Genomic DNA, 22,588 nt, shown 5'->3' with positions numbered 1-22,588 from the left:
AACGCCGCCGACCAGCCCGAATGCCCGGGGCGGTGTTCGCGATGCGGCGCACATGGAGGGTGATCGTGCCGGCCGTGTCACATACGCGCCGGAGGTCCCACGGTCGACCAGGAATTGCGAGGCGGTACCCCGTCAGGGCACCAGGACGACTACCTCGAGCCCGCGCGCATCGTGTGCGGCCCGCAGCGCCGCCGCGGGATCATCGAGCCCGACGACGGTGACATCGAGAGCCGAAAGATCCAGCGCACCACCGCGGATCGCGGACCACAGCTCGAGCACGGTCGTGTCGCTGGCCATCCACGATCCTCGCACTGTCAGCCGCCGATGCATCAGATCGTTGTACGGGATGGGCAGCTCCTGACGCACCCCGCCGACGAGAACCCAGCTCCCGTCCGGGCGGATCGCGTCGAATCCGGCCATCGTCGGCAGCGCGGAGGGCACCGGGCCGAGCGTGTCGAGGACCGCGTCGACCGGCCCGGCCGCCGCGGCGATCGCACGTCCGTCCACGCCGCGGTCACCGGTCAGGGGCACCGTCACCACCCGCCGGTCCAGGCCCGCGAGCATGTCCAGCGTCGCCCGATTACGGCCGACTGCGACCACCGCCGCGGCCCCGCGGGCCAGCGCGATCAGCACCGCCGCGGTCCCCAGTTGCCCGGTCGCACCGACCACCGCAACGGTCTGCCCCGCGCGCACCCCGGCCCGCTCGATCCCCTCGCCCGCGATAGCCAGCCAGGGCAGCACCGACAGGCGCTCCGGCTCCGGATAGTCGTCCGCACCCGGCAGCGCGACGAGCGTGCGCTCGGGTTGCAGCGCGCGCTCGGCGAACAGGCCGTCGCGCCAGACCTCGCGCATGCGATCGGTCGTCTCGGTCGGGTGCCCGTCACCGCCGATTCCGGTCCAGCCCAGCAAGACCTCCTGCGGATCGGCGACGCGGTGCGAGCGGAACAGCGCGGTGGCGACGACGACATCGCCCTGCCGCACCCCGAAGACGTCGTCGGCGGTCGCGGTCACGCGCCCGATTCCGGTGGGGCCCAGCACGATCGGCGTCGGGAACCCGCCGCGTCCCCCGGACACCAGTTCGCCGGTGTAGGAGGGGACGAGCGCGGAGAGCACGTCGAGCGTGGCGCCGCCGCCGCGCAGCCGGGGTTCGGGGACGTCCGCGAGGTGCAGGCCGCCGTCGGGTGTTGTCATCTGCCATGCCTTCATGCCCCTAGTTCACGCCCGGCCCGGCGTGGTATCCAGAACGAGATGATCGTGGAACCGGGAGTACCAGCCTCGAGCGAGCCGACCGCGGCTCTTCCTCGCGCCGATGCCGAGCGCCGCCATGAGTGAGCGCGTCGCCGATGCGGACGGGCCCGCGCCCGTGCCGGAACCGAGCGCGGGCACGCGAGCCGCCCACGCGGACGGGCCCTCGCCGGTGTCGGAACCGGGCACGGTTCAGCAGGCGCGGCAGCGCGAGCTGGGCGCATTCCTGCGCGCTCGACGGGAGCGCACCAGCCCGGACGAGGTGGGCCTGCCCGGTTCGGCCCGGCGGCGCACCCCCGGGCTGCGGCGGGAGGAACTGGCGGTCATCGCGGGCGTCAGCACGACCTGGTACGCGTATCTGGAGCAGGGCCGGGACGTGCGTCCCTCCGATCAGGTCCTGACCGCGATCGCGAATGCTTTGCTGCTCAACGACGATGAGCGCGCGTACCTGCGCACGCTGGCGGGCGGAGCCGACGGCGCCGCCCCGCCGCCGCCGCCCGCCGAAACCGTTGCGCCCGAGGTCGCCGCCATCCCCGCCATGGTGCATCCGGCCCCGGCCTACATCACCGGCGCGACGACCGATCTGCTCGCCTGGAACGCCGCCGCGGCCGAATACTTTCCGGGCCTGATCGAGCAATCACGTTCCGGCACACCGAATCTCGCGCGCTGGGTCTTCCTCGATCCCGCCGCCCGGGACATCCTGGTCGACTGGACCGCAACAGCACAGTCGGTGCTCGCGCGGCTGCGCACCAACGCCGGACGGCATCCGAACGACCCCCGCTTCGCCCGCCTCACCGCCGACCTGTGCGAGCACAGCGCCGAGGCGGCCGTCTGGTGGCCGCGCTACGACATCGCGACCAATCACTCCGGCACCAAACGGATACGCCACCCCGTCCGCGGCGAACTCACCCTCGGCCACGCCGCCCTGGCCGTCACCGACGCCCCCGAGCAGGTCCTGGTCGTCTACTCACCGGCGTGAGCTGCGATGTTGTGCGGCACCGATGAATTCGACGACCGGGACCGGTCTGTACCGACAGACCCGTCCACCGCGCATGACAAGTGAGGACCCATGAGCACAGGCTTGCCGCCCGTCACCGATCAGGAAACCTGGCAGCGCGAACTCGACGCGCTGCGCGTCCGGGAGAAGGCCGCCACCCGCGAGCTCGACGCGATCGCCGCCCAGCGCCGCCGCCTGCCGATGGTCCGGATGCCCGACTACACCCTCGAGGGCGCGGCCGGACCGGTCCGGCTGGCCGATGTGTTCGAGGGGAAATCCCAGCTCATCGTCTACAACCACATGTGGTTCCCCGACCAGGAATGGCAGTGCGCCGGCTGCACCGGATTCACCTCGCAGTACACCCGCCTGGAATTCCTGGACAACTGGGACGCCCGCTTCGTCATCGTCACCCAGGGCCCGATCGACCAGGCCCTGGCCTACCAGCGCCGCGTCGGCAACCGCATGACCTGGTACTCCACCGCGAACAGCCCCTTCGGCGCCGACGTCGGCGCCCCTCCCGGCGCGGGCTTCGCCGTCAACGTCTTCCTCCGCGACGGTGACACCGTCTACCGCACCTGGCACACCAACGGCCGCGGCACCGAACAGCTCGGCCATACCTTCGGCCTCCTGGACCTGCTGCCCTACGGCCGCCAGGAGGAATGGCAGGACTCCCCCGAGGGCTGGCCCCAGCACCCCACCTACAGCCGCTGGACCTCGTCCGAGGACATTGCCGCCGCCTACGGCGAACCGGGAGCCTGAATTCGGACACGACCCCGGGAAAGCAGCGCCGACCTCGCGCAGATGGCAGGCTGTGATCATGGCCGATGAAAAGGAAGTCACCGCCGAGCCGCTCGCGGACCCCGACGAGTCACAGGAAGAGGCAACCAAGCGCAAGTTCCGCGAGGCCCTCGAACGCAAGAACGGTCACGCCGCCGCCGGCGGGACCTCCCAGAACGCCGCCAAAGTACGCGGCGCCCACGCCCAAGCCGGCGGCAAGCGCACCTTCCGCCGCCGCGCGGGCGGGTAGATCCGGCCGCATCCCGAAGGCGATCGTCGCTTCGTGCCGCCATGGTCCTCGGCACGCTACGCGGCCGGTCGGCTGCGCCCCGGGCACGCTGCCCGGGGCGCGCGACCCCGCCTCTGCCGGTAGTCGGCGCGGGCGCGGCCTCAGCCCATCGTCTTGGCCCCGTCGATGGCCTCGCGAATGATGTCGGCGTGGCCGGCGTGCTGGGTGGTCTCGGCGATGATGTGCAGCAGCACCCGCCGGAACGACCACCGGGTCTCCTGGTTCCACGGTGCGGCGGGCAGTTCGCGGGTGGCGTCCAGGTCCGGCACCGTCGCGATCAATTCATCGGTGCGAGCGGCCACCTCGTCGTAGGCGGCAAGTATTCCGGCCAGGGTGTCGCCCGGCTGCATCTGGAAATCGTCGGCGCGGCGGGCGAAGTCCTCCTCGGTCATGTCGTCGAAGTCCTTCATCGCCGTTCCCTTGCCCTTGCCCTCCCGGATGAAATCCGTCCAGCCGCGTTCGCACGAGGTGACGTGCTTGACCAGTCCGCCCAGGCACAGCTCGCTGGGCGTCGGATGCGCCGCGAGCTGCTCGTCGGACATCTCCCGAGTGGTGAAACGCAGGAAGTGCCGGGCCTCGGCGAGCTGCGCGAGCAGGTCGGCGCGCTCGCCCGAGAGGGTGCCGCTGGTCGTCGGGTTGCTGAGGGAGGTCTCGGCCATGATGTTCGCCCTTCGTCGTGGTGGTGTTCGGCTGGTTCGAGAACCACGCTATGGCCCATAGCGGCCACTTTCCGACCTCAATACGGGGAGAATCGGAATCATGGCGAATACGAGCACGCGGACGCTTCGCCTGCTGTCCCTGCTGCAGACGCACAAGTACTGGCCCGGTGCCGAATTGGCCGATCGGCTCGAGGTGTCACCGCGAACCCTGCGCCGCGACGTCGACCGGCTCCGGGCGCTGGGCTATCCGGTGCAGGCGCGCCGCGGGGTGGACGGCGGCTATCAACTCGCGGCGGGCGCCGCGCTGCCGCCGTTGATGGTCGACGACGACGAGGCGATCGCGCTGGTGGCCGGGCTGCAGGCCGCCGCGGGCATGTCCGCTCCCGACGTGGCGGAATCGTCGGTGCGGGCCCTGGCCAAGCTGATACAGGTAATGCCGCCACGGCTGCGGCGCCGGGTCGAGGCGGTCCGGGAGATGACCGTCGCCGGCGGCTGGAACGGCCCGCCCGGTCCCCCGGTCGATGCCGGTGCGCTCACCAGGATCGCGCTGGCCTGCCGGGACACCGAGCGCCTGCGCTTCACGTATTCGGCCGCCGACGACCGCCGCAGCGATCGGCACGTCGAACCCCACCGGCTCGTCTCGCTGGGGCGTCGCTGGTACTTCGTCGCCTACGATCTGACCCGGCACGACTGGCGCAGTTTCCGGGTCGATCGCGTCGCCGACCTCGCCGGTGACGGTTCCCGTTTCCTCCCCCGCGAACTCCCCGCACAGGACGCCGGCGAATTCGTCCGCTCCGCCATGGATAACCTGCCCGGCCTGTACCGGGTCGAGGCGATCGTCGACACCCCCGCCGACACCGCTCGGGAACGAGTCGGCCACTGGTGCACCATCGAAGACATCGATCCCGAGCACTGCCGAATCTCGATGACCTCCGACTCACTGGACTGGCCCACAATGGTTCTCGGCGCGACCGACGCCGACTTCCGGATCCGGGAACCCCCGGAACTGATTGCGCACCTACGGAATCTGGCCGAGCGCTTCGGCCGAGCGTGACAGTGGCACCGGCCGATCCGCCGCGCGCTTGGCGACCGCATCCACCGTGAATCCGGTGTAGCTATCGCCCTCACCCAGCAGCGCCCGGGCGGCATCGAGAACCTGTCGGCGACTCTGCTCGACCTGGGCGGTGCATTTTCCCAGGTTGTACTGGCGTGGGCTCATGGCCTTGACAGTATCTGGCGATGCTGATTTAGTCATACAGACAGTATGACTAAATCAACATCGTGTCCGCCGCCGGGGGCAATAACCCACGAAACGGTGGCAGCCTGCCGCCGCCTTTCATCTTCCGAATGGAGCCCCGCATGCGAATCAGCGTGAGTATCACCAACTTTTCGTGGCCTGGTGCGGCCGCGACCATCGCCGACGAGCTCGAGCGTGTGGTTCGCCGCGCCGACGAGGGACACATCGACACTGTTTGGGTATGCGACCACCTGCTCCAACTGGCCCCCGGCACCCAACCCACACAGGAGATGCTGGAGGCTTACACCACCCTCGGCTACCTCGCCGCCATAACCGGCCGAGTCCGCCTCGGCACCATGGTGACCGCGGCAACATTCCGCACGCCGACTTTGCTGCTCAAAGCAGTCACAACAGTCGACGTCCTGTCCGGCGGCCGAGCATGGCTCGGAATCGGCGCAGGCTACCACCAGCCCGAAGCGACCATGATGGGTCTGTTCCTGCCGTCGACCACCGAACGATTCGAACGACTCGAAGAAACCCTCCAACTGGCACTGCGGATGTGGGAAGGCCAGGACACCGCGTTCGCGGGCGACCACTTCCACGCCGAACGACCGATCAACTCACCCAACGCAATCAGCACGCCACACCCACCGATCCTCATCGCGGGCTCCGGCGAACACAGAACGCTGCGACTGGTCGCCCAATACGCGCAGGCATGCAACCTCTACGACGCACCCGACAACGGCCGGACAATCACCCGCAAGCTACGAACACTCGCCGAACACTGCGCCACCCTCGGGCGGCCCTCGGCCGCGATCGAGAAGACAGTCAACATCCACATCCACCCCACCGACACCCTGTCCGACCTGTACACACGCGCGGAAGCATTCAACCAACTCGGCATCGACCACCTCATCGTCATGAAAACCGCCGCCCCCTGGACGACCGAGAACCTCGACACCATCAACGAATTGGCCCGACAAGTCGAGCACCTACACCCCGCCGGCGACTGCCCATAGCCCCCAGTCGCTCCCGGGGCTTGCCGTCGACAGCAAGCGGTTCAAGCCGACGGCATCGCCTAACGCTCCACAACGCGAACACCCTGACGGCGGCCGGGCCGCAGATCCGGGTCCAACCGGTCGGCACCCGTTCGACGAGTTGGGCCCGATAGCGGCAAGGCACCCCGCGGCAGGCTGCTGTCGCGCGACTGCGGATCGGCCCGCTCAGCGGCATGTGCGTGCGTTCTCAATCGAGATCGGCAAAGGTGTCCTCCCCAGGTCGCCAGATGGCCCACATGTCGGAGAACCCGCTGAGCATCGCGATTTCCGGGCCCTCGAGTTCGTCGGATGCCGGATGGATCGACAGCGAGCCCGCCTCGAACCGGAGCAGCAGGCCACTGCCGACAGCTTCTTTCGTCGACACCACAGGCTGACCAATGAAGCCGCACAGTGCATCTCGATACCCGGCGTCCTGGAAGCGCAAGCCTCCGCCGCTGGTGTTGATCGTCGGCCACACGTAACAGGACAGGACGGGGCCGTCGAAGGTGAGTTGGACGTAGTCCCTGACGAAGACCACCGACGCCAGCTCGCAACCGATCAGACGTGTAAGTACCGAGTCACTCTGCGGATGCGGGCACGGCCGAGGGGCTCTTTTACAACGAGCCTGCTGATGGCTCACGTCGATCTCACGAATCTATAGCCGTCACATACAGCGAACCGGAGGGCTCGAGGTCGCGGACAATCACCCGTAGAGTATCGAAAGGTCTACGAGGGAAGCCTGTTCCGACTCCGCCGCCGCCATCGCCTTAGCATTGAATCCCGCACCGCTGAAACACAACAATTTGGTGCGGCTGGTGTCGTACCGGCCGTTGCGGGCGATGATGTCTCGAATGGTGCGGAGGCGCTCGAGGTGCCCCTCACCCATCGTGACGTTCCACTTCGCCTCGCCGATGGCCAACAGCGGCGGCTTACCACCGTCTGCCACGCCGATCACGGCGAGATCGATCTCATGACTCGTCCGGGTGCTCGTGTCGTGGACCACCCCATGCCCAACCTTGGCGGGCAGGTCGTCGAAGAATTCCGGATCGGCGTGATACAGCGCCCAATCCCGGCATATCTGTTCGAAATGTGGTCCGAGGACATTGCTGACGAACCGACGGCGACTGACTCGCCACACCCGATCGGCGCTACCCGGGCGCTGCAGCTGGTCCCAGACCGGACGCATGATCGCGTGGTGGAACTGGACCAGCGGCTCGGAGATGCGGTAAGTGGATCTGTTGTCCCGGAACGCATCCGCATCGCGATGCAACAGCCCGACGTCCTCGAGTACCGTCAGGGGATGCGCGATGTCGGTGGCCTTACGTTCCAGATAGCCCGCAATGCCGCCGCGAGTCGCGTTCCCGTCCGCCACGGCGGCCAGAACCGACAAATACAGTGCCGTGTCTCGTAATTCGGGCTCCTCAGCCAGAAGATACCGCGGCTCCCTGAACAGAGGCGTCTCGGGATTCAATACCGTACGTATCACCCAGGAGTCGAAATCGTCAGGGCCGCTGGGCGTATCGCCACGCGCAAACTCCCGGCGATACGCCGGCGTACCACCCACGATCGAATGAACCTGGAGCGCAAGACGCGAGTCCGTGATGCCCCAGAACTCGGCCGCCAACCGATAGTCGAGCGGCCGAACGAGTAACTCGAGTCCAGCGCGGCCGCGCAACGGGGCATTTCCGGACAGGATCCTCCCCATGAATGACAACGCGGACCCACAGAGCAGCAAGCGAGTTCGCGAACGCGTTCGCTGTTCCCGCATGGGTCGCAGCGCCTCCTGGATGATCGATGGAAGCTCCGGATTCGCCTTCGCCAGATAGGGAAATTCGTCGATGACGACCGGGATCGGCCGATCGTTCCCGAGGCTGAGCAACGTGTCGATCACCTCGGCCCACCCATGGAAATGAAACGGGCTTGCAGGGCGCAGATGGTCGGTCAGCGCGGCACTCACCCGCCGCAACGACTCGGGATCGGTCGCCTCCGTTGCCCCGAAGTAGAACCCGCCAGCCGCCTCGCAGACGGCCTCCAACAGGAACGTCTTTCCCTGCCGACGCCGCCCCGAGACGACCCCGAGCGTCGCACCGGGCTGCTCATCGGCCACGAACCGCTGCAACGCCGACCACTCGTAGTCCCGATCGAACACGTCCGCCGGCTTCCGCACACAACCTCCCGGTTTGTAGGGGTGCAGTTAATATAACTGTACCCCCACAAAACGTAAGCGACACCGGCGACCACAGCCCCGGACACGACGAAGGCCCGGTCCTGATGGACCGGGCCTTCTCAGTGGAGCTGCCGGGAATCGAACCCGGGTCCTCCGCCGCTTCTCCAGGGCTTCTCCGTGTGCAGTTCGCCTCGCCTCTGCTCGGATCTCCCGGTCATGCGAACCTGCCGAGATGACGATCCCAGTCGCTGTTCGATGTCCCGTCCACCTCCGCGACCGAGGCGGACGGTAAGCCCTCTAGCTGATGCCAGTGACCGGGCCGAAGGCGAACCCGGGCTGACAGACACGCTCTACTGCTTAGGCAGCGAGAGCGTAGTCGCGCTGATTGGAATCGGCGCTTATAGGGTTGCAGCGACGCTTACGGTGGTCTCTTGCCTGCACCGACACGCTTCCCCTGAATCGACGTACGCAGTCGAAACCGTTCAGCCCCGTACTTTCAATCCAGTTGCCCGGCTGGTGACCGGGCTGTTCATAGTAACACTCCGCGCGAGTTGATCATTCCGACCCCCCAACGCCTTTCGCGTCCGCGTGACACAAGATGCGTATCTCATACTATATGAGTTTCATATCTTATGGAGTAGCATCGGTCGTATGGACGCGAACAAATACCGCCGCATGACCAACACCGCCAACAAGCTGATCGCCGGGCTGCAGCGGCTCGGCATCGCCTTCGGGCCGATGCAGTTGCTGACCGTCACCGGCAGGCGCACCGGCCGGGTGCTCACCTTCCCGATCGCGGTGAACGAGATCGACGGCGGCAGATACATATTCCAGGCCTTCCCCAAGGCTGCCTGGGTCGCCAATGTGCGCGCCGCCGACACCGTCACCCTCACGCGCGGGCGCAAATCCTCGACCGCGCGCCTGGTCGAATTGCCGGTGGACGAGCGGCGGCCGGTCCTGCACGCGCTGGTTGCCGCGAGTCCGGCCAGCGTCGGGAACCGGTTCGTCACCACCGGCCTGGCCGAGACCGCCACCCCGGACGGCGTCGCGGCCGCCGCGAGCAGGATCGCGGTCTTCCGGGTCGAGCCCGCCTGAGCAGGCGCCGGGCCGCCTCGCGATACCGTATGAGTTTCATACGATTCGAGAGGATGCGGGCACATGAGGGAGCGCAGCGACCGAACCGTCGGCACAGTGCCATGGGCGGTCACTCCGGAGCCGGGCGAGGCGCGGGCATGACCACCCCCTCTCCGCCCCCCGATCAAGCCGCGACGCGCCGCCGCCGGCAGCTGACCGTGGCGGTCCGGGATGCCCTGGGCGAGGTGAGCATTCAGCTCTCGCTGCTCAATCGACGCTTTGGCGGCCGGGTCGAGCTGCGCGATATCGACTGGACGTGCCTGCATCTGATCAACCGGTACGGCCCGATCGCGCCCACCGCGCTGGCCCGCCGCGCCGGAATTCATCCCGCCACCCTGACCGGAATCCTGGATCGACTGCAGAAAGGCGGCTGGGTCGTGCGCGAGCGCGACCCGGACTCCGCCGATCGCCGCGCGGTCACGCTGCGCTCGGTGCGCGAGCGCAACGCCGCGCTGTTCGAACTCTTCTCGGGCATGAACCACCGCATGGAGGTGGTGTGCGAGGACTATTCGGAAGCCGAACTCGAGATCATCGCCGACTTCCTGCGCCGCACCGCCACCGCGGGCGACGAGTCCGCACAGGAGCTGGCGGCGGACTGATCAGCGAAAACCGTTCAGTGGAACAATTAACACAGGGGAACGATTTACCCGAGGGAACAATTCACGCGGTCGCGATCAACGCGACCGAGCCGAGGGCCATCGCCATCCCGATCTTCTGCAGCGGGCCGACCCGCTCGCCCAGCAGCAGCATCGCCAGCAGCACCGTCGCCGCGGGGTAGAGCGAGCCGATCACGCTGACCAGCGACAGCAGCGAGCCATGGAAGGCGTACAGCATCGACACGTTCGCGATCACGTCCAGGACGCTGACGTAGCACGCCAGCCGCAGCGGCTCGCCGCGCGGCGCCTCGAAATGCCCGGTGACCAGCGCGGCCACCCAGACCACCGCGGTCGCCGCGACACGTGAGAGCACCAGCGGCCACAGTCCGTCGGGGGCGGCGGTCTTGTGCAGGGCCACGAAGGTGAAGGCGAAGGCCACGCCCGAGCCCACCGTCAGCAGCGCGACCCGGCGGTCGAAACGCAGCTTCCGCCCGCCGGTGATCTCCTCGGTCACCGCATCGGGCGACTCCCTGCTGACCAGCACCACCGCGACCAGCGCACACACGATGCCGACATAGGCCGGCGGACTCGAACGCTCGCCCGTCGCGAGCCCGACCAGCACCGGAATTCCGGCCACCAGCACCGCGGTCAGTGGCGAGACGACGGCCATCGGCCCCGCGGCCAGCGCCGCGTAGAACCACCACACCGCCAGTCCGCTGGCCACCCCCGAGGCCGCGCCCCACGCCATCGACGCCGCGTCGACGTGCCCGCCGACCACCGGCGCGACGATCAGCAGAATCACCACCGACAGCGGATAGGACACGATCACCACTCGCAACGCCGACACGCGGCGCGCGGCGACCCCTCCGACGAAATCGCTCACCCCGTAACCGAGAGCCGCCAGCAGTGCCAGCAGAACCCCGGTCACTTCATGCCCTTCACCCGCCGGCCGAGTTCGCGTGTCACCTCGCGCTCCGCGGTGCGCCGGGCCAGATCCTGACGCTTGTCGTAATCCTGCTTGCCCTTGGCCAGCGCGAGCTCGACCTTGACCTTGCCGTCGGCGAAGTACATCGACAGCGGCACCAGCGTCTGGCTGCTCTCCTTGATCTTGCCGGTGAGCTTGTCGATCTCGCGGCGGTGCAGCAGCAGCTTGCGGGTGCGGCGCGGCGAATGGTTGGTCCAGGTACCGTGCCCGTACTCGGGGATGTGCAGCCCGCGCAGCCACACCTCGCCGTCGTCGATGGTGGCGTACGCGTCGACCAGGGAGGCCTTGCCCTCACGCAGGCTCTTCACCTCGGTACCCACCAGCGCCACCCCGGCCTCGTAGGTGTCGAGGATCGCATAGTTGTGCCGCGCACGCCGATTGGTGGCGATAACCTTGCGCCCCTTCTCCTTCATGCTTCACCGCCAGCGATAGACGCCTGGTCAGAGGCACTGGCAATCCCCATCTGGCGGGCATGGTCCCGTACCGGTCCCGTACCGGGGACGTCGCCCAGCCCGGTCCCGATGCCCGGTCCCGTCGCCCCACGACCGATTTCGTTCATGTACACCCTTCTAACACGTCTGCCCTGGTCGGCAGCAAGCTGTTTAACCCCGTGCGCGCCATGATGGGCACCACAACATCCAATCCAGCTTACGGACCCACCCGCCGGTGGCCGCCCGCCAGATCAACAACGCGGTGTTGCGAGATCTTCCGTGCCCGCCACACGCGCCGATGGGCTTCTCGAGCTCTCTGCCAGACGGACCCCCGAATCGTGAGCTGTCCGTCCGCCCTGTCATGTTCTTGGGGCCGAATCATCACGCCGAGCTCGCACGGACATCCGTGACACGGTGGCCCGCCCTCGGTTCAGGGTTTGGTTGCCCGGATCGAGAAGGTAAGCGGGAGAGGGTCTCCTGGTAGGTGCCAGCGGCCGTCGGATGCCTGCCGCATCTGTGGTAGCCGCTGGTATGTCGCCCAGTTGAATTCGTGCACGAAGTCGATGCGCAGCCCGGCGGCGAGGACTGCGGTGATGATCTCGCCGAGGGAGTGCTGCCATTCGTAGCAGACGGGGTGGTTCAAGGTGTCGGTGTCTCCGGTGTAGGAGCCGTGCTGTTCGAATCGGAACGGTTCCCGGCGGTGGAAGTAGCTGATTCCGGTGTCGAGGTCGGGCCGGTCGTCGCGGAGAATGCCGGTGAGTGGATGTCCGTCTGCGAGGTAGAACACGCCGCCGGAGTCGAGGTGTCGTGCTGCGATCTGGGCCCATTGGGTGATGTCGGGGATCCAGCACAGCACTCCGTAGGTCGCGTAGACGATGTCGAAGGATTCGTCGAGAACCTCTGGCAGGTCGTAGATGTTGGCGCGTAGGAACCGGGCTGGCAGATCCAGTTGGCGGGCAAGCGATTGCGCGAGGGTGATGGCTTCGTCGGCGATGTCGACGCCGGTCACCGTTGCGCCCAGTCGTGCCAAGCTGAGGGTGTCCATGCCGAAGTGGCATTGCATGTGCAGCAGTCTCTTTCCGTGCACCGGCCCGACTTCGGCTTGTTCGTGCTCTCCGATGCTGTTGGCGCCGGCGAGGAAGCCGTCGAGATCGTAGAACGCCGACTGCGCGTGCAGTTGAGTTCGGTCGTTCCAGTTCTGCCGGTTAGCGTCGATGAACGTCTCGATGGCGGTGCCTGGTTGCGGCGTCATGTAGCCATCGTGGCGGCCGGGCCGGGGCGGCTGCCACTGAATTTTGCCGAGTGCGGACTCGAATCTGCTGAGCCGCTCGAACACTCGACTTGATCAGTCTGATTCAAGGTGAGCGCCCGCAGAGCGTGGCATGGGGTTTGCCTGGATCAGGATTCGGCTGGTTCCGGTTGCGGGCGTCGAGGAAAGGGTGGCTCAGAGTTGGTGGTTGCGATGTATTTGAAGTGGTTGCTGATCTCGACCCCGCTGCGGTGGTTCCATCACAGAAAGTGCAGATCATCGACCACGACGCCTGTGGCGAACGTGCGTCTGGCGTGCCGGCTTCAGCTCCTGAAGGTGCGCCGGTAGGCGGTGGGGGTGGTGTCCAGTACGCGCCGGAAGTGCAGTCGCAGGTTGGCGGCTGTGCCGAGCCCGCAGTCATGTGCGACGCGGTCCACTGGGTGATCGGTGGTCTCCAGTAGTTCTCGTGCCCGGCCAAGACGGGCGTGGAGCAACCACTGCAATGGGGTCGTGCCGGTCTCCTCGGTGAACCGGCGCATGAGTGTGCGCTGTGAGAGGCCTGCGTGCCGGGCGAGTTGGCGTAGTGTGACCGGCTCGCCGAGGCGTTGCAGAGCCCATTCGCGAGTGTCGGACAGCGACGCGTCGCCGGCTACCGCGACGGGGGCCGGCACGTACTGAGCTTGTCCGCCTTCGCGGTGCGGGGCGGCGACCAGGCCGCGGGCGATCCGGTTGGCTACTACCGCGCCGAGGTCGCGGCGCACGATGTGCAGACACAGGTCGATGCCGCAGCACACTCCGGCCGAGGTGAGGACGTCTCCCTCGTCGACATAGAGCACGTCGCGATCCACCGACACAGCGGGGAAATCGCGTTCGAAGTCATCGATGTACTGCCAGTGGGTGGTGGCGTGCAGACCGTCCAGCACGCCGGCCGCGGCCAGCGCGAAGGCGCCCGTGCAGATCGACACCATCCGCTTGCCCCGCTCGTGCGCCTCGGCCAGTGCGGCGAGTACGGGTTCCGGTGGTCGGCGAGGTGGCTCGGACCCCGGCACGATCACGGTGTCGGCGGCGCGCACCTGCTCCAGGTCTCCCTCGGTGAGCACCGTGAAGCCCCCGGTGGTGTGCACCCTCGAGGCGGCGGTGCACACGGTCATCTCGTACGGGGTCTCCGGACGGGTGGAGAAGATCTGCGCGGGGATCGCCAGATCAAGGGGCATGACCCCGTCCAGGGCCAGGATCGCGATCCGATGAGCCGTCATGGCAACATCCTAACGAAGTAGGGCAATTTTGCCTATCACGAGGTCAGGATGGTTTCAGGCACGCTGGGGACATGACCGAAGCTACCCATGAGGCGACCACCGCGGGGTCGGCCGACCTGATCACGCTGCCCGGTACACCGCTCGCCGAGGCCGTGGTGGATCTGATCCGCTCGGTGGAGACGCCGTCGGTGTTCAACCACAGCGTCCGCAGTTACCTGTTCGCCCGGCTGATGGCCGGCCGCCTCGGCCTGTCCGCGGGCAGCGACTACGACGACGACCTGTTGTTCTCCGCGTGCGCGATGCACGACCTCGGTGTGGCGCCGGACGGCCCGCACAGCCAGCGGTTCGAGATCGAAGGCGCCGATCGCGCCGCCGAATTCCTCGTCGAACGCGGGGTGTCCACATCGGACGCCGATCAGGTGTGGCAGGCGATCGCGTTGCACACCTCGCCTGGCATCGCGGAGCGCCGCGGCACACTGTGCGTGCTCGTCCGCGGAGGCGTCGGCCTCGACTTCGGCGGCCCGGTGGTAACCGACCACATCGACGCGCTCACCGACGAGCAAGCCGATGCCGTGCACGCCGTGTACCCGCGGCTGGACATGATCCGTTCGCTCACCGACGCGATCATCGCGCAAGCCGCGAAAAACCCGAAGAACGCGCCCCGCTACACGATCCCCGGCGAGTTCCTCCGTGAACGCGAGGCCTTCGGCCGCACCCGGATGGAGCACTCCTGCCGTTCGTCCCGCTGGGGCAACTGAACCCACGATTCGATCACAACGAAAGGGAAACACTGAAAATGGCCATCCACACCGTCGAGATCCCCCAGGACTCCGAAGTCTTCGGAAAAACTGTCAGCGCTTTCGCGAACTTCGGCTACTCCGCCGCGGTTCGCTCGCACGGGCATCTGTTCATTGCCGGCACGATCGGCCGCCGCGCCGATGGCACCATCCCCGACGACATCGAGGAACAAACCGAGATCGCCATCCGGCGCATCGAGGAAATCCTCCGGCTCGAAGGCCTCGACCTCTCCGCGCTCGTCGATGTGACCAGCTACCACGTCGACATCCACCAGCACCTGCCCGGCTTCTCCAAGGCCAAGGCGCGGCTGATCAACCCTCCCTACCCGACCTGGTCACTGATCGGCGTCAGCGGACTGGCCAGCCGCGGGCTGCTCGTCGAAATCCGCGCTACCGCCGCCTATCCCGACGCATCCTGACAGACCACCGTTCCTGGGCCCGGCTCCCGGGCCCAGGAACGGGTTACCACCTATTGGGAATTCATCATGAAGACTGCCCGGCGCCCAGGCCTCCTGTTGCCGGCCTCGATCATCGTCTCGTTCCTGGCCTCCTCCAGCGCACCGACGCCGCTCTACGCCACGTACGCCGAGCAATGGCATTTCTCCCCGATAACAACTACTGCCGTGTTCGGCACGTACGCGATCGCCGTCCTGGCCGCACTGCTCCTGCTCGGCAAGGCATCCGACCACCTCGGTCGCAAGCCGGTGCTGCTGGGCGCGCTGGCGTTGCAGATCACCGCCATGATCGTGTTCAGCGCAGCCGGCGACATCGCAGCCCTGTTCGCCGGGCGGATCCTGCAGGGAGTCGCAACCGGTGGCGCGTTGGGCACGCTCGGCGCGGCGATGCTGGACATCGACCGCGAACGCGGCACACGCGCCAACGCCGCCGCCCCGGGGCTGGGGTCCGGAATCGGCGCCTTGTTCTCCGGCTTGATCGTCCAGTATCTGCCGGCACCCACCCGGCTCGTCTACGTCGTGTTCATCGGGGTCTTCGCCGTGCAGGCCCTCGGCGTGGCGCTGCTGCCGGAAACCACCGGCCGCAGGCCCGGACTGCGTGCCGCTCTCGTACCCGAACTCGCGGTGCCCCCGCACCTGCGTCGTGCTCTCCTCGCAGTGGCACCGGTGTTGTTCGCGGTGTGGTCACTCGGTGGCTTCTACGGCTCACTCGCCCCGGCACTGGCTCGGCAGTTGTCGGGCTCGGGCTCCGTGGTGATCGGCGGTCTCGGGCTGTTCGTGCTGACCGTGGTCTCGTCCGTCACCACCGTCGCATTCGCGCGCACACCACCCAGGACTGTGATGTTCGTAGGGACCGCGCTACTTGTACTCGGCTCGCTGGGGACCTTGCTGGCTGTCGAGGCGTCTTCGGTCACAGGATTTTTCGCCGGCACCTTCGTCTCCGGGATCGGTTTCGGTGCGGGATCCCAGGGCGGGATGCGCACCGTCGTGCCACTGGTCGCGGAACACGAGCGCTCAGGCGTTCTCTCCTCGATCTACGTGCTCTGCTACCTGGGCATGAGCCTGCCCGTCATCGTCGCCGGGATCCTCGTCGTGCACGGCGGTGGCCTGCCGGCCACGACCCGGGACTACTCGTTGTTCGTGATCGCGTTCGCGGGCGCGACACTGATCACCCTCCTGCGCATCAGCGGTACGAGACGCCCCGTGGGCCTGACCAGCGCCGCGCACCACCAGGACATCCGCTGCGCACCTTGCACGAACCCCTAACCACCCAAGGATGACGAGATTCGCCGTGACAAGTATTTTCGAGCCGATCACCCTACGTGGAGTGTCGGCGCGCAACCGCGTCTGGCTCGCTCCCATGTGCCAATATTCGGTCGACGCTCAGGACGGCGTACCCACCGCCTGGCATCTCGTGCACCTGGGTGCCCGGGCCACGGGCGGATTCGGGCTCGTGATGACCGAGGCCACCGCGGTCACGCCGGAAGGACGTATCACACTCCAGGACACGGGGATGTGGAACGAAGACCAAGCGGCCGCGTGGGAAGGCATTACCGGTTTCGTCAAATCGCAGGGAGCCGTCCCGGCTATCCAACTGGCACATGCGGGACGCAAGGCCGCGACCACTCAACCTTGGCGAGGCGGGATTTCGGTGCGCCCGGACGCGGGCGGGTGGTCACCGCTCGCGCCGTCCCCGTTGCCGTACCAGGAACTGACCACCCCGATCGCCATGACAACCGCCGACATCAACGCAACCGTCCGTGCCTTCGCTGATGCCGCTTCTCGTGCGGTGGCAGCGGGTTTCGGCGTCGTTGAAGTGCATTCGGCACACGGGTACCTGCTCCATGAGTTCCTCTCCCCGTTGTCCAACCGGCGGACGGACTCCTACGGCGACTCGTTTCGGAACCGGGTGCGTTTCCTCATCGAGGTGGTCGACGCGGTCCGGACGGCCATACCCGACCGCACGCCTTTGTTCGTCAGGCTGTCCGCGACCGACTGGGTCGACGGGGGGTGGACGCTCGAGGAGACGATCGAGCTGTCGGCCTTGCTGGCCGAGCGTGGAGTGGACCTCGTCGACCTGAGTTCCGCGGGCAACGATCCCCGGCAGCGGATCCCCCTGAGCCCTGGCTACCAGGTGCCGTTCGCACGCACTGTACGGACCAAAACAGGAGTGCGCACTGCGGCGGTCGGCTTGATCACTGAACCGCGGCAGGCTGAGGAGATCCTGGCCGAGGGTGCCGCCGACGCAGTTTTCCTCGGCCGAGCGGCACTGCGTGAGCCGGCCTGGCCTGTGCGCGCGGCCCACGAACTGGGAGTGGCGGTGCAGGACGCACCCTATCCCGTGCAGTACCTGCGGGGCGCGTACCGGTCGTGAGTCAGGACTCGATCTCGACGATCTCACGACTGTGACCAGAACCGCGCAGCAGGCACCGATGCGGACGCCGGCGATAGAAACGCCACATACCCATACCGGCGGACGGTACACCTGGGCGACGACAGAACCGATCACGAGCGTCCTGAACAGCGGAACCGGGAGCGGCGTCGCGGGCTCGGCTGGTAGCGGGCAGCGGTTCCGGCCTGACGCCCACGTCCTGCGGGTGGCCGGGGGCCATGCGAGGATGTCAGCGAAACATCGCCTGACAGAAGGACTTCCGGCATGGCCCTGACGGCCTCATCGTCCCCTGCCGAGTGGCGCGCGTTTCTCGGCGACTACAGCGCGCAGTTCCTGGACTCGGACTATCTCCGCGAGGCGGAGCTGGAGGACCGTGCACAGTACCTGCTGAGCCCCGCCCAGCGGGAGGCCGGATGGCTGGGTTTCGAGCCGGCGAGCGAGGAGGCGATCGCGGCGGCCGAGCAGCGGCTCGGGGTCCGGCTGCCACCGTCGTACCGGAACTTTCTGCTGACCAGCAACGGCTGGAGCACCATCGGCCATCTCGATCTGCTCGGGGTCGAGGAGATCGGCTGGATGGCCGACGTCGATCCCGAACTGCTGGAGGCCTGGGCGGACCTGGACCACTTCGCCGACCAGCTCGCGGTCATGAGGCGGTGCCTGCTGATCTCCATCGACGACGGCGGCAGCGGAGGCAATTGGCTGCTGCACGCGGACAGCGCCCGGGAGGACGGCGAGTGGACCGCGTACGAGTGGTGGCCGGGCGAGGGCGGCGAGCTCGAGGACAACGCCGACTTCGCCGCGCTGGTGTCGCTCGCGGTGGAGAATTTCGGCTGACACCGGACCGACCGCGGCGGTCTGTTTAGCCGCCGCGGAGCCGGGAATGCGATCCGATAGTCAGCGGACCCACGCATCCGCGACCACTCCCGCCAGTCTTTGATGGCATCCCGGCCCTGCCCGGCGCCCGCCCAGCGGCATTACGGGATGGTCGCGACCGCGCCGGAGGGTATGCGACGGTACGGGGCGCCGATGCCGGGGCCGTTGTCGCCCAGGAAGCCGGCGACCATCGCGGAGCCGATGTCGTTCAGTGCGCCGTCGTGGACGGCGAGGGCCTGGCGTGGGGCCACCTCCCGCACGTAGTCGATCAGCTGTCCGGTGGTGGACCAGGGCCCGTGTACGGGCAGCAGCAGGGTATCGACAGCGACGTCCGGGACGGTGAGGGCGTCGCCGGGATGGAACAGGGCGTCGTCGATCAGGAACCCGATGTTGCCGACACGTGGGACGTCGGGGTGGATGATCGCGTGCCAGGTGCCGTACACCTTCACCTCGAAGCCGGCCGCGGTGAATATCTCGCCCTCGCCGACGGCGGTGACTCGCGCACCGAGGCCGTCCAGCTTGCGGGCTACGGAGGTGTTGGTCCAGATCCGCAGGGCCGGATTCTGTTGTGCGGCTTTGCGAAGCGTCTCTTCGGAGAAGTGATCGAAATGTTCGTGGGTGACCAGGACCGCGTCGGCGCCTTCCACCGCCTGCGGATCGGTGAGGCCACCCGGGTCGATCACCAGGCGGTGGCCGTCGGTTTCGACACGGACGCAGGCATGACCGAACTTGGTGAGCTGCATGAGGCTCCTCAGGGTTTCCAAACAATACAACCAATATGTACAACTCGATTGTACAACCGAGTTGAACTATGGGGATAGGGTGGAGTGGTGAACGACGCACTCGCCGACGATCTGCGGCACGCGATCGGTGCTCTGGTCCGCGCCGTGCGGGTCATCGACACCACGCCTCCCGGAGAAGCCGCCATCCTCGGCTACCTCGACCGCGACGGCCCGCACACCACCGCCGAGCTGGCGTACCGGCGTAACGTGACGCATCAGTCGGCCGCCAAGTCCGTCAAGGAACTGCTCGGCAGCGGCTTGGTGCGTACCGGCCCCTACCCCGACGACGGCCGCAAGCACCTGCTGTACATCACCGATGCCGGCCGTGCCCGCCTGCGGCGCGAACGTATCCAGCGCGCCACCTCACTCGACAGCGCCATTCACGCCGCGCTCACCCCGGACGAGCAGCAGCAGCTGCGGGACTGCGTACCGTTACTGACCCGCCTCACCACCCACATGAACGGACCGCGACGGTGATCAGGCCAGCGCCATGCTCGAGACTGGCGTAGCGCCACCTCACAGCCATCCTGGCGCACTGATATCCGCTGCTGAGCCTGGCACGTGCCGCCCGAATTCCCGGATGCTCGGCCGAACCGCAGTATTCGAACGAAATCTTCCGGTGCGCAGATCCGCATCCGACCAGCGGAACTGGAGTCGGCGTTGGGCGCGCGGCTCCAGAAGACTGGCGAGCATGACACTCACATCTACGACAGGGCCGGCAGCGGGGCCGGTCGCGCGGAGCACGACCGTCGATCTGCTCGTGATCGGATCGGGGACCGGAATGTCGGCGGCACTGGCCGCCAAGGAACACGGGCTCGACGTGCTGATCGTCGAGAAGACCGACTATGTCGGCGGGTCGACGGCGCGCTCGGGTGGGGCGTTCTGGATTCCCGCGAGCCCGCTGCTGGCCCGGTCCGGCTCCCCGGACTCGCCGGAGCAGGCGGCCACTTATGTCGAGGCGGCGGTCGGTGATTCGACCGACGCCGAGCGGTGGCGCGCGTTCCTCGAATACGGCCCGGGCACGGTCGAGATGTTGCAGCGCACCACGCCGATGAAGTTCCTCTGGGCCCGTGGCTATTCGGACTACCACCCCGAGCTGCCGGGCGGGTCGGCGGTCGGGCGGACCTGTGAGTGCCGTCCGTTCGACGCCGCCGTCCTGGGCGCCGAACGGCCGCGGCTGCGGCCCGGACTGATGGCCGCGCCGGTGCCGATGCCGGTGACCGGCGCGGACTACAAGTGGATGAACCTGGTGGCGCGCAAGCCCGGTCGCGGAATCCGCACGATTCTCAAGCGCGCGATTCAGGGCATCGGCGGCCAGCTGTTCGGTCGCGAGTACATGGCCGGTGGCCAGGCGCTGGCCGCAGGGCTCTTCGCCGGCGTGGTGCGCGCCGGAATTCCCGTCTGGACGCGGACCTCACTGGTGCGGCTCGTCGGGGACGCCGACCGGGTCACCGGGGCGGTGCTGGAACAGGACGGACGCACCGTCGAGGTGACCGCGCGTCGCGGCGTCGTGCTGGCCACCGGCGGATTCGACCACGACATCGCCATGCGGCACGCGCTGCAGACCCGGCAGATCGAGGCGGGGTGGAGCCTGGGCAGCGAGGGCAACACCGGCGACGGGATCAAGGCGGGGCAGCAGCTCGGTGCGGATGTGGCCCTGATGGATCAGTCGTGGTGGTTCCCCGCCGTCGCGCCGCTGCCGGGGCGTGCACCGCAGGTGCTGCTCGCCGAGCGGTCACTGCCCGGCTCCTTCATCGTCGATGCGGGCGGCAACCGGTTCATCAACGAGGCCACCGACTACATGTCCTTCGGCCAGCAGTTGCAGGCGCGCGAACGCGCGGGAGATCCGGTCGGCACGATGTGGCTGGTATTCGACCAGCGCTACCGCAACAGCTACGTCTTCGCCGGCGCGCTGTATCCGCGCATGGCCCTCCCGCGGGCCTGGTTCGACGCGGGCATCGCACATAAGGGCTCGACGCCCGCGGAGCTGGCGCGCTCGGCCGGACTGCCCGAGGACGCCTTCGTCCAGACGGTCGCACGGTTCAACGAAAACGCCGGCAGCGGTGTGGATCACGACTTCGCCCGCGGTGCGAGCGCGTACGACCGTTACTACGGTGACCCGACGGTGACGCCGAATCCGAACCTGCGACCGGTGTCGGGACCGCTGTACGCGGTGCGCGTGGTCCTGTCCGACCTGGGCACCTGCGGTGGCCTGCGCGCGGATCGGCACGGCCGGGTGCAGCGCGAGGACGACAGCGTGATCGACGGGCTGTACGCCCTGGGGAACAACGCGGCGAACGTCTTCGGAGCGACGTATCCGGGCGCGGGCGCAACGATCGGCCAGGGCCTGGTCTTCGGCCGGATCATCGCCGAACACGCCGCGCGGGTGGCCGTTCCGGCCTGACCTCGGGGTTCACCCCGGGTGATGCATCTCGAGATAGAGCACCAGGACCGCGATCCACAGGACCAGCAGCACGATCGTCGAGATACGGGGGCGTCCGAGCGCCCGGTAGGCGCGCGGGCGCAACCATCCGGCCTCGACGCCTCCCTCCCGGACGCGGGCGTGAGGCGGCTCGGTGTCGACGTCCGGCGCATCACCCTGGTCCGGTCCCCCGGACTGACCACCGGCATCGTCATCGTGGTGATGGTTGTGATGCACCATGATCGAACGTTAACCAATCCGGCGTGCATTCGGAGGCATGATGGGGCCGGGAGTCGTGCCGGATCAGCCGGGGCGCACCTCGAGATACAGGGCCAGCACCGCTATCCACGCGCCCGACAACGCCAGCGTCGACGTGCGCGGGCGCCCCAGCGTCTCCCGCCGCGGCCACAGCCGGGAATTGCGGAGGTGCCTGCCCGGATGCGCCTCCGTGACCTCCGCCACGGCCAGGGGCGGCACCTCGACGGCACCCTGCACGCCGATCACATCGTCGTTACCGAGCGTCATGCCAGAACGTTACCCACGAACCCGGTCCCGATAAACGGATTCGCGACGAGCCACACAGATTCCCCTACCGCGCCGATGCGGTACCGGCCGTTAGGGCACCATCCACTGCTTCCTCCAGTGCTGATGCGGCACCGCGGGTCAAAACACGGTTCGAACTTCATCTCCCCCGGCGCTGATGTGGCACCACCGGTCGAAACACCGTCGACGTCATCTCCCCTGGCGCCGATGCGGCACCGGCAGGTGACGGCACCGCTGACTTCGCTCGCCCGTCGAGTCCAATCCC

General features: G+C 67.7%; 26 protein-coding genes and 1 other RNA gene. 14 read left to right on the top strand and 13 right to left on the bottom strand.

The window, feature by feature from the left end:
- Window positions 1-132: 132 nt before the first annotated feature.
- Window positions 133-1,191: a zinc-binding dehydrogenase gene (locus tag KO481_RS34440; RefSeq protein ID WP_215922685.1), complete on the bottom strand. Its 1,059-nt coding sequence runs from the start codon at window positions 1,189-1,191 to the stop codon at window positions 133-135.
- 133 nt (window positions 1,192-1,324) lie between these two features.
- On the opposite strand from KO481_RS34440, the gene KO481_RS34435 reads away from it, so the two are divergent.
- The 3 genes from KO481_RS34435 (at window position 1,325) to KO481_RS34425 (ending at window position 3,269) form a co-directional block, all read left to right on the top strand.
- Window positions 1,325-2,224, top strand: a complete 900-nt coding sequence (locus KO481_RS34435; protein ID WP_215922684.1) for a helix-turn-helix transcriptional regulator — start codon at window positions 1,325-1,327, stop codon at window positions 2,222-2,224.
- Window positions 2,225-2,314: 90 nt separating this feature from the next.
- Entirely contained in the window at window positions 2,315-3,001 is a 687-nt protein-coding gene (locus KO481_RS34430; RefSeq protein WP_215922683.1) for a DUF899 domain-containing protein, read from the top strand.
- Between the two features lie 58 nt (window positions 3,002-3,059).
- Window positions 3,060-3,269, top strand: a complete 210-nt coding sequence (locus KO481_RS34425; RefSeq protein WP_215922682.1) for a DUF5302 domain-containing protein — start codon at window positions 3,060-3,062, stop codon at window positions 3,267-3,269.
- Window positions 3,270-3,409: 140 nt separating this feature from the next.
- Here the strand turns inward: KO481_RS34425 and KO481_RS34420 are convergent, their stop codons facing one another.
- The gene (locus tag KO481_RS34420; RefSeq protein WP_215922681.1) at window positions 3,410-3,967 is read right to left on the bottom strand and encodes a DinB family protein; all 558 of its coding nucleotides are present in this window, start codon (window positions 3,965-3,967) and stop codon (window positions 3,410-3,412) included.
- 100 nt (window positions 3,968-4,067) lie between these two features.
- Here KO481_RS34420 and KO481_RS34415 point away from each other — a divergent pair, with 100 nt between their 5' ends.
- The gene (locus KO481_RS34415) at window positions 4,068-5,021 is read left to right on the top strand and encodes a helix-turn-helix transcriptional regulator (protein ID WP_215922680.1); all 954 of its coding nucleotides are present in this window, start codon (window positions 4,068-4,070) and stop codon (window positions 5,019-5,021) included.
- Here the strand turns inward: KO481_RS34415 and KO481_RS34410 are convergent.
- Complete coding sequence (locus tag KO481_RS34410; protein ID WP_215922679.1) at window positions 4,986-5,186, bottom strand: hypothetical protein; 201 nt, start codon at window positions 5,184-5,186, stop codon at window positions 4,986-4,988. The two genes, KO481_RS34415 and KO481_RS34410, sit on opposite strands and share 36 nt — an antisense overlap.
- A gap of 140 nt (window positions 5,187-5,326) precedes the next feature.
- Between KO481_RS34410 and KO481_RS34405 the strand changes: the two genes are divergently transcribed.
- Window positions 5,327-6,223 (top strand): TIGR03560 family F420-dependent LLM class oxidoreductase, encoded by an 897-nt coding sequence (locus KO481_RS34405; RefSeq protein WP_215922678.1) that lies wholly within the window; start codon window positions 5,327-5,329, stop codon window positions 6,221-6,223.
- Window positions 6,224-6,449: 226 nt separating this feature from the next.
- Here the strand turns inward: KO481_RS34405 and KO481_RS34400 are convergent, their stop codons facing one another.
- The 3 genes from KO481_RS34400 to ssrA all read right to left on the bottom strand — a co-directional run bounded on the left by KO481_RS34400 (window position 6,450) and on the right by ssrA (window position 8,898).
- The gene (locus KO481_RS34400) at window positions 6,450-6,881 is read right to left on the bottom strand and encodes a hypothetical protein (protein ID WP_215922677.1); all 432 of its coding nucleotides are present in this window, start codon (window positions 6,879-6,881) and stop codon (window positions 6,450-6,452) included.
- Window positions 6,882-6,944: 63 nt separating this feature from the next.
- A complete protein-coding gene (locus KO481_RS34395; protein WP_308166881.1) occupies window positions 6,945-8,198 on the bottom strand; it encodes an AAA family ATPase in 1,254 nt (417 codons plus the stop codon).
- Between the two features lie 330 nt (window positions 8,199-8,528).
- Window positions 8,529-8,898: a transfer-messenger RNA gene (ssrA, locus tag KO481_RS34390) on the bottom strand.
- A gap of 161 nt (window positions 8,899-9,059) precedes the next feature.
- On the opposite strand from ssrA, the gene KO481_RS34385 reads away from it, so the two are divergent.
- Together KO481_RS34385 and KO481_RS34380 are read left to right on the top strand one after the other, a co-directional pair.
- Window positions 9,060-9,503 carry a nitroreductase/quinone reductase family protein gene (locus KO481_RS34385; protein ID WP_215922675.1) on the top strand — a complete coding sequence of 148 codons (444 nt, stop codon included), beginning with the start codon at window positions 9,060-9,062 and terminating at the stop codon, window positions 9,501-9,503.
- Between the two features lie 137 nt (window positions 9,504-9,640).
- Window positions 9,641-10,141: a MarR family transcriptional regulator gene (locus KO481_RS34380; RefSeq protein WP_245401926.1), complete on the top strand. Its 501-nt coding sequence runs from the start codon at window positions 9,641-9,643 to the stop codon at window positions 10,139-10,141.
- Between the two features lie 61 nt (window positions 10,142-10,202).
- On the opposite strand, the gene KO481_RS34375 is transcribed toward KO481_RS34380, so the two are convergent.
- The 4 genes from KO481_RS34375 to KO481_RS34360 all read right to left on the bottom strand — a co-directional run bounded on the left by KO481_RS34375 (window position 10,203) and on the right by KO481_RS34360 (window position 14,059).
- Window positions 10,203-11,066, bottom strand: a complete 864-nt coding sequence (locus KO481_RS34375) for an EamA family transporter (protein WP_215922674.1) — start codon at window positions 11,064-11,066, stop codon at window positions 10,203-10,205.
- Window positions 11,063-11,536 carry an SsrA-binding protein SmpB gene (gene smpB, locus KO481_RS34370; RefSeq protein ID WP_215922673.1) on the bottom strand — a complete coding sequence of 158 codons (474 nt, stop codon included), beginning with the start codon at window positions 11,534-11,536 and terminating at the stop codon, window positions 11,063-11,065. The genes KO481_RS34375 and smpB overlap by 4 nt, the downstream gene beginning before the upstream one ends.
- 448 nt (window positions 11,537-11,984) lie before the next feature.
- Window positions 11,985-12,806, bottom strand: a complete 822-nt coding sequence (locus KO481_RS34365) for a class I SAM-dependent methyltransferase (RefSeq protein WP_215922672.1) — start codon at window positions 12,804-12,806, stop codon at window positions 11,985-11,987.
- A gap of 320 nt (window positions 12,807-13,126) precedes the next feature.
- Window positions 13,127-14,059: a GlxA family transcriptional regulator gene (locus KO481_RS34360; protein ID WP_215922671.1), complete on the bottom strand. Its 933-nt coding sequence runs from the start codon at window positions 14,057-14,059 to the stop codon at window positions 13,127-13,129.
- A 71-nt stretch (window positions 14,060-14,130) separates the two neighbouring features.
- Between KO481_RS34360 and KO481_RS34355 the strand changes: the two genes are divergently transcribed.
- The 5 genes from KO481_RS34355 to KO481_RS34335 all read left to right on the top strand — a co-directional run bounded on the left by KO481_RS34355 (window position 14,131) and on the right by KO481_RS34335 (window position 18,537).
- Window positions 14,131-14,817: an HD domain-containing protein gene (locus tag KO481_RS34355; RefSeq protein ID WP_215922670.1), complete on the top strand. Its 687-nt coding sequence runs from the start codon at window positions 14,131-14,133 to the stop codon at window positions 14,815-14,817.
- A gap of 38 nt (window positions 14,818-14,855) precedes the next feature.
- Window positions 14,856-15,275, top strand: a complete 420-nt coding sequence (locus tag KO481_RS34350) for a Rid family hydrolase (protein ID WP_215922669.1) — start codon at window positions 14,856-14,858, stop codon at window positions 15,273-15,275.
- A gap of 66 nt (window positions 15,276-15,341) precedes the next feature.
- Window positions 15,342-16,577 carry an MFS transporter gene (locus tag KO481_RS34345; RefSeq protein ID WP_215922668.1) on the top strand — a complete coding sequence of 412 codons (1,236 nt, stop codon included), beginning with the start codon at window positions 15,342-15,344 and terminating at the stop codon, window positions 16,575-16,577.
- 25 nt (window positions 16,578-16,602) lie between these two features.
- Window positions 16,603-17,685 (top strand): NADH:flavin oxidoreductase/NADH oxidase, encoded by a 1,083-nt coding sequence (locus KO481_RS34340; RefSeq protein WP_308166880.1) that lies wholly within the window; start codon window positions 16,603-16,605, stop codon window positions 17,683-17,685.
- Between the two features lie 282 nt (window positions 17,686-17,967).
- The gene (locus KO481_RS34335; protein ID WP_215922666.1) at window positions 17,968-18,537 is read left to right on the top strand and encodes an SMI1/KNR4 family protein; all 570 of its coding nucleotides are present in this window, start codon (window positions 17,968-17,970) and stop codon (window positions 18,535-18,537) included.
- A gap of 140 nt (window positions 18,538-18,677) precedes the next feature.
- Here KO481_RS34335 and KO481_RS34330 read toward each other — a convergent pair whose 3' ends face one another.
- Window positions 18,678-19,319: an MBL fold metallo-hydrolase gene (locus tag KO481_RS34330; RefSeq protein ID WP_215922665.1), complete on the bottom strand. Its 642-nt coding sequence runs from the start codon at window positions 19,317-19,319 to the stop codon at window positions 18,678-18,680.
- 87 nt (window positions 19,320-19,406) lie between these two features.
- On the opposite strand from KO481_RS34330, the gene KO481_RS34325 reads away from it, so the two are divergent.
- Together KO481_RS34325 and KO481_RS34320 are read left to right on the top strand one after the other, a co-directional pair.
- A complete protein-coding gene (locus KO481_RS34325; protein ID WP_215922664.1) occupies window positions 19,407-19,835 on the top strand; it encodes a MarR family winged helix-turn-helix transcriptional regulator in 429 nt (142 codons plus the stop codon).
- Window positions 19,836-20,049: 214 nt separating this feature from the next.
- Entirely contained in the window at window positions 20,050-21,762 is a 1,713-nt protein-coding gene (locus KO481_RS34320; protein WP_215922663.1) for a 3-ketosteroid-delta-1-dehydrogenase, read from the top strand.
- A 9-nt stretch (window positions 21,763-21,771) separates the two neighbouring features.
- On the opposite strand, the gene KO481_RS34315 is transcribed toward KO481_RS34320, so the two are convergent.
- Together KO481_RS34315 and KO481_RS34310 are read right to left on the bottom strand one after the other, a co-directional pair.
- Complete coding sequence (locus tag KO481_RS34315; RefSeq protein ID WP_215922662.1) at window positions 21,772-22,020, bottom strand: WLR motif membrane protein; 249 nt, start codon at window positions 22,018-22,020, stop codon at window positions 21,772-21,774.
- Window positions 22,021-22,083: 63 nt separating this feature from the next.
- Complete coding sequence (locus KO481_RS34310; RefSeq protein WP_215922661.1) at window positions 22,084-22,305, bottom strand: WLR motif membrane protein; 222 nt, start codon at window positions 22,303-22,305, stop codon at window positions 22,084-22,086.
- Between the last annotated feature and the right edge of the window lie 283 nt (window positions 22,306-22,588).

The organism is Nocardia albiluteola, from assembly GCF_018860155.1.
GTDB lineage: Bacteria > Actinomycetota > Actinomycetes > Mycobacteriales > Mycobacteriaceae > Nocardia > Nocardia albiluteola.
Note: the sequence above shows the minus strand (reverse complement) of the source record. Positions and strands in the feature narration are given on the sequence as shown.

Coding starts and splice junctions, on each gene's coding strand:
- KO481_RS34430 (WP_215922683.1), top strand. CDS start 2,315: ATGAGCACAGGCTTGCCGCCCGTCACCGATCAGGAAACCTGGCAGCGC.
- KO481_RS34320 (WP_215922663.1), top strand. CDS start 20,050: ATGACACTCACATCTACGACAGGGCCGGCAGCGGGGCCGGTCGCGCGG.
- KO481_RS34335 (WP_215922666.1), top strand. CDS start 17,968: ATGGCCCTGACGGCCTCATCGTCCCCTGCCGAGTGGCGCGCGTTTCTC.
- KO481_RS34380 (WP_245401926.1), top strand. CDS start 9,641: ATGACCACCCCCTCTCCGCCCCCCGATCAAGCCGCGACGCGCCGCCGC.
- KO481_RS34310 (WP_215922661.1), bottom strand. CDS start 22,305: ATGACGCTCGGTAACGACGATGTGATCGGCGTGCAGGGTGCCGTCGAG.
- KO481_RS34435 (WP_215922684.1), top strand. CDS start 1,325: ATGAGTGAGCGCGTCGCCGATGCGGACGGGCCCGCGCCCGTGCCGGAA.
- KO481_RS34440 (WP_215922685.1), bottom strand. CDS start 1,191: ATGACAACACCCGACGGCGGCCTGCACCTCGCGGACGTCCCCGAACCC.
- KO481_RS34315 (WP_215922662.1), bottom strand. CDS start 22,020: ATGGTGCATCACAACCATCACCACGATGACGATGCCGGTGGTCAGTCC.
- KO481_RS34355 (WP_215922670.1), top strand. CDS start 14,131: ATGACCGAAGCTACCCATGAGGCGACCACCGCGGGGTCGGCCGACCTG.
- KO481_RS34405 (WP_215922678.1), top strand. CDS start 5,327: ATGCGAATCAGCGTGAGTATCACCAACTTTTCGTGGCCTGGTGCGGCC.
- KO481_RS34420 (WP_215922681.1), bottom strand. CDS start 3,967: ATGGCCGAGACCTCCCTCAGCAACCCGACGACCAGCGGCACCCTCTCG.
- KO481_RS34410 (WP_215922679.1), bottom strand. CDS start 5,186: ATGAGCCCACGCCAGTACAACCTGGGAAAATGCACCGCCCAGGTCGAG.
- KO481_RS34360 (WP_215922671.1), bottom strand. CDS start 14,059: ATGACGGCTCATCGGATCGCGATCCTGGCCCTGGACGGGGTCATGCCC.
- KO481_RS34330 (WP_215922665.1), bottom strand. CDS start 19,319: ATGCAGCTCACCAAGTTCGGTCATGCCTGCGTCCGTGTCGAAACCGAC.
- KO481_RS34385 (WP_215922675.1), top strand. CDS start 9,060: ATGGACGCGAACAAATACCGCCGCATGACCAACACCGCCAACAAGCTG.
- KO481_RS34345 (WP_215922668.1), top strand. CDS start 15,342: ATGAAGACTGCCCGGCGCCCAGGCCTCCTGTTGCCGGCCTCGATCATC.
- KO481_RS34365 (WP_215922672.1), bottom strand. CDS start 12,806: ATGACGCCGCAACCAGGCACCGCCATCGAGACGTTCATCGACGCTAAC.
- smpB (WP_215922673.1), bottom strand. CDS start 11,536: ATGAAGGAGAAGGGGCGCAAGGTTATCGCCACCAATCGGCGTGCGCGG.
- KO481_RS34415 (WP_215922680.1), top strand. CDS start 4,068: ATGGCGAATACGAGCACGCGGACGCTTCGCCTGCTGTCCCTGCTGCAG.
- KO481_RS34425 (WP_215922682.1), top strand. CDS start 3,060: ATGGCCGATGAAAAGGAAGTCACCGCCGAGCCGCTCGCGGACCCCGAC.
- KO481_RS34350 (WP_215922669.1), top strand. CDS start 14,856: ATGGCCATCCACACCGTCGAGATCCCCCAGGACTCCGAAGTCTTCGGA.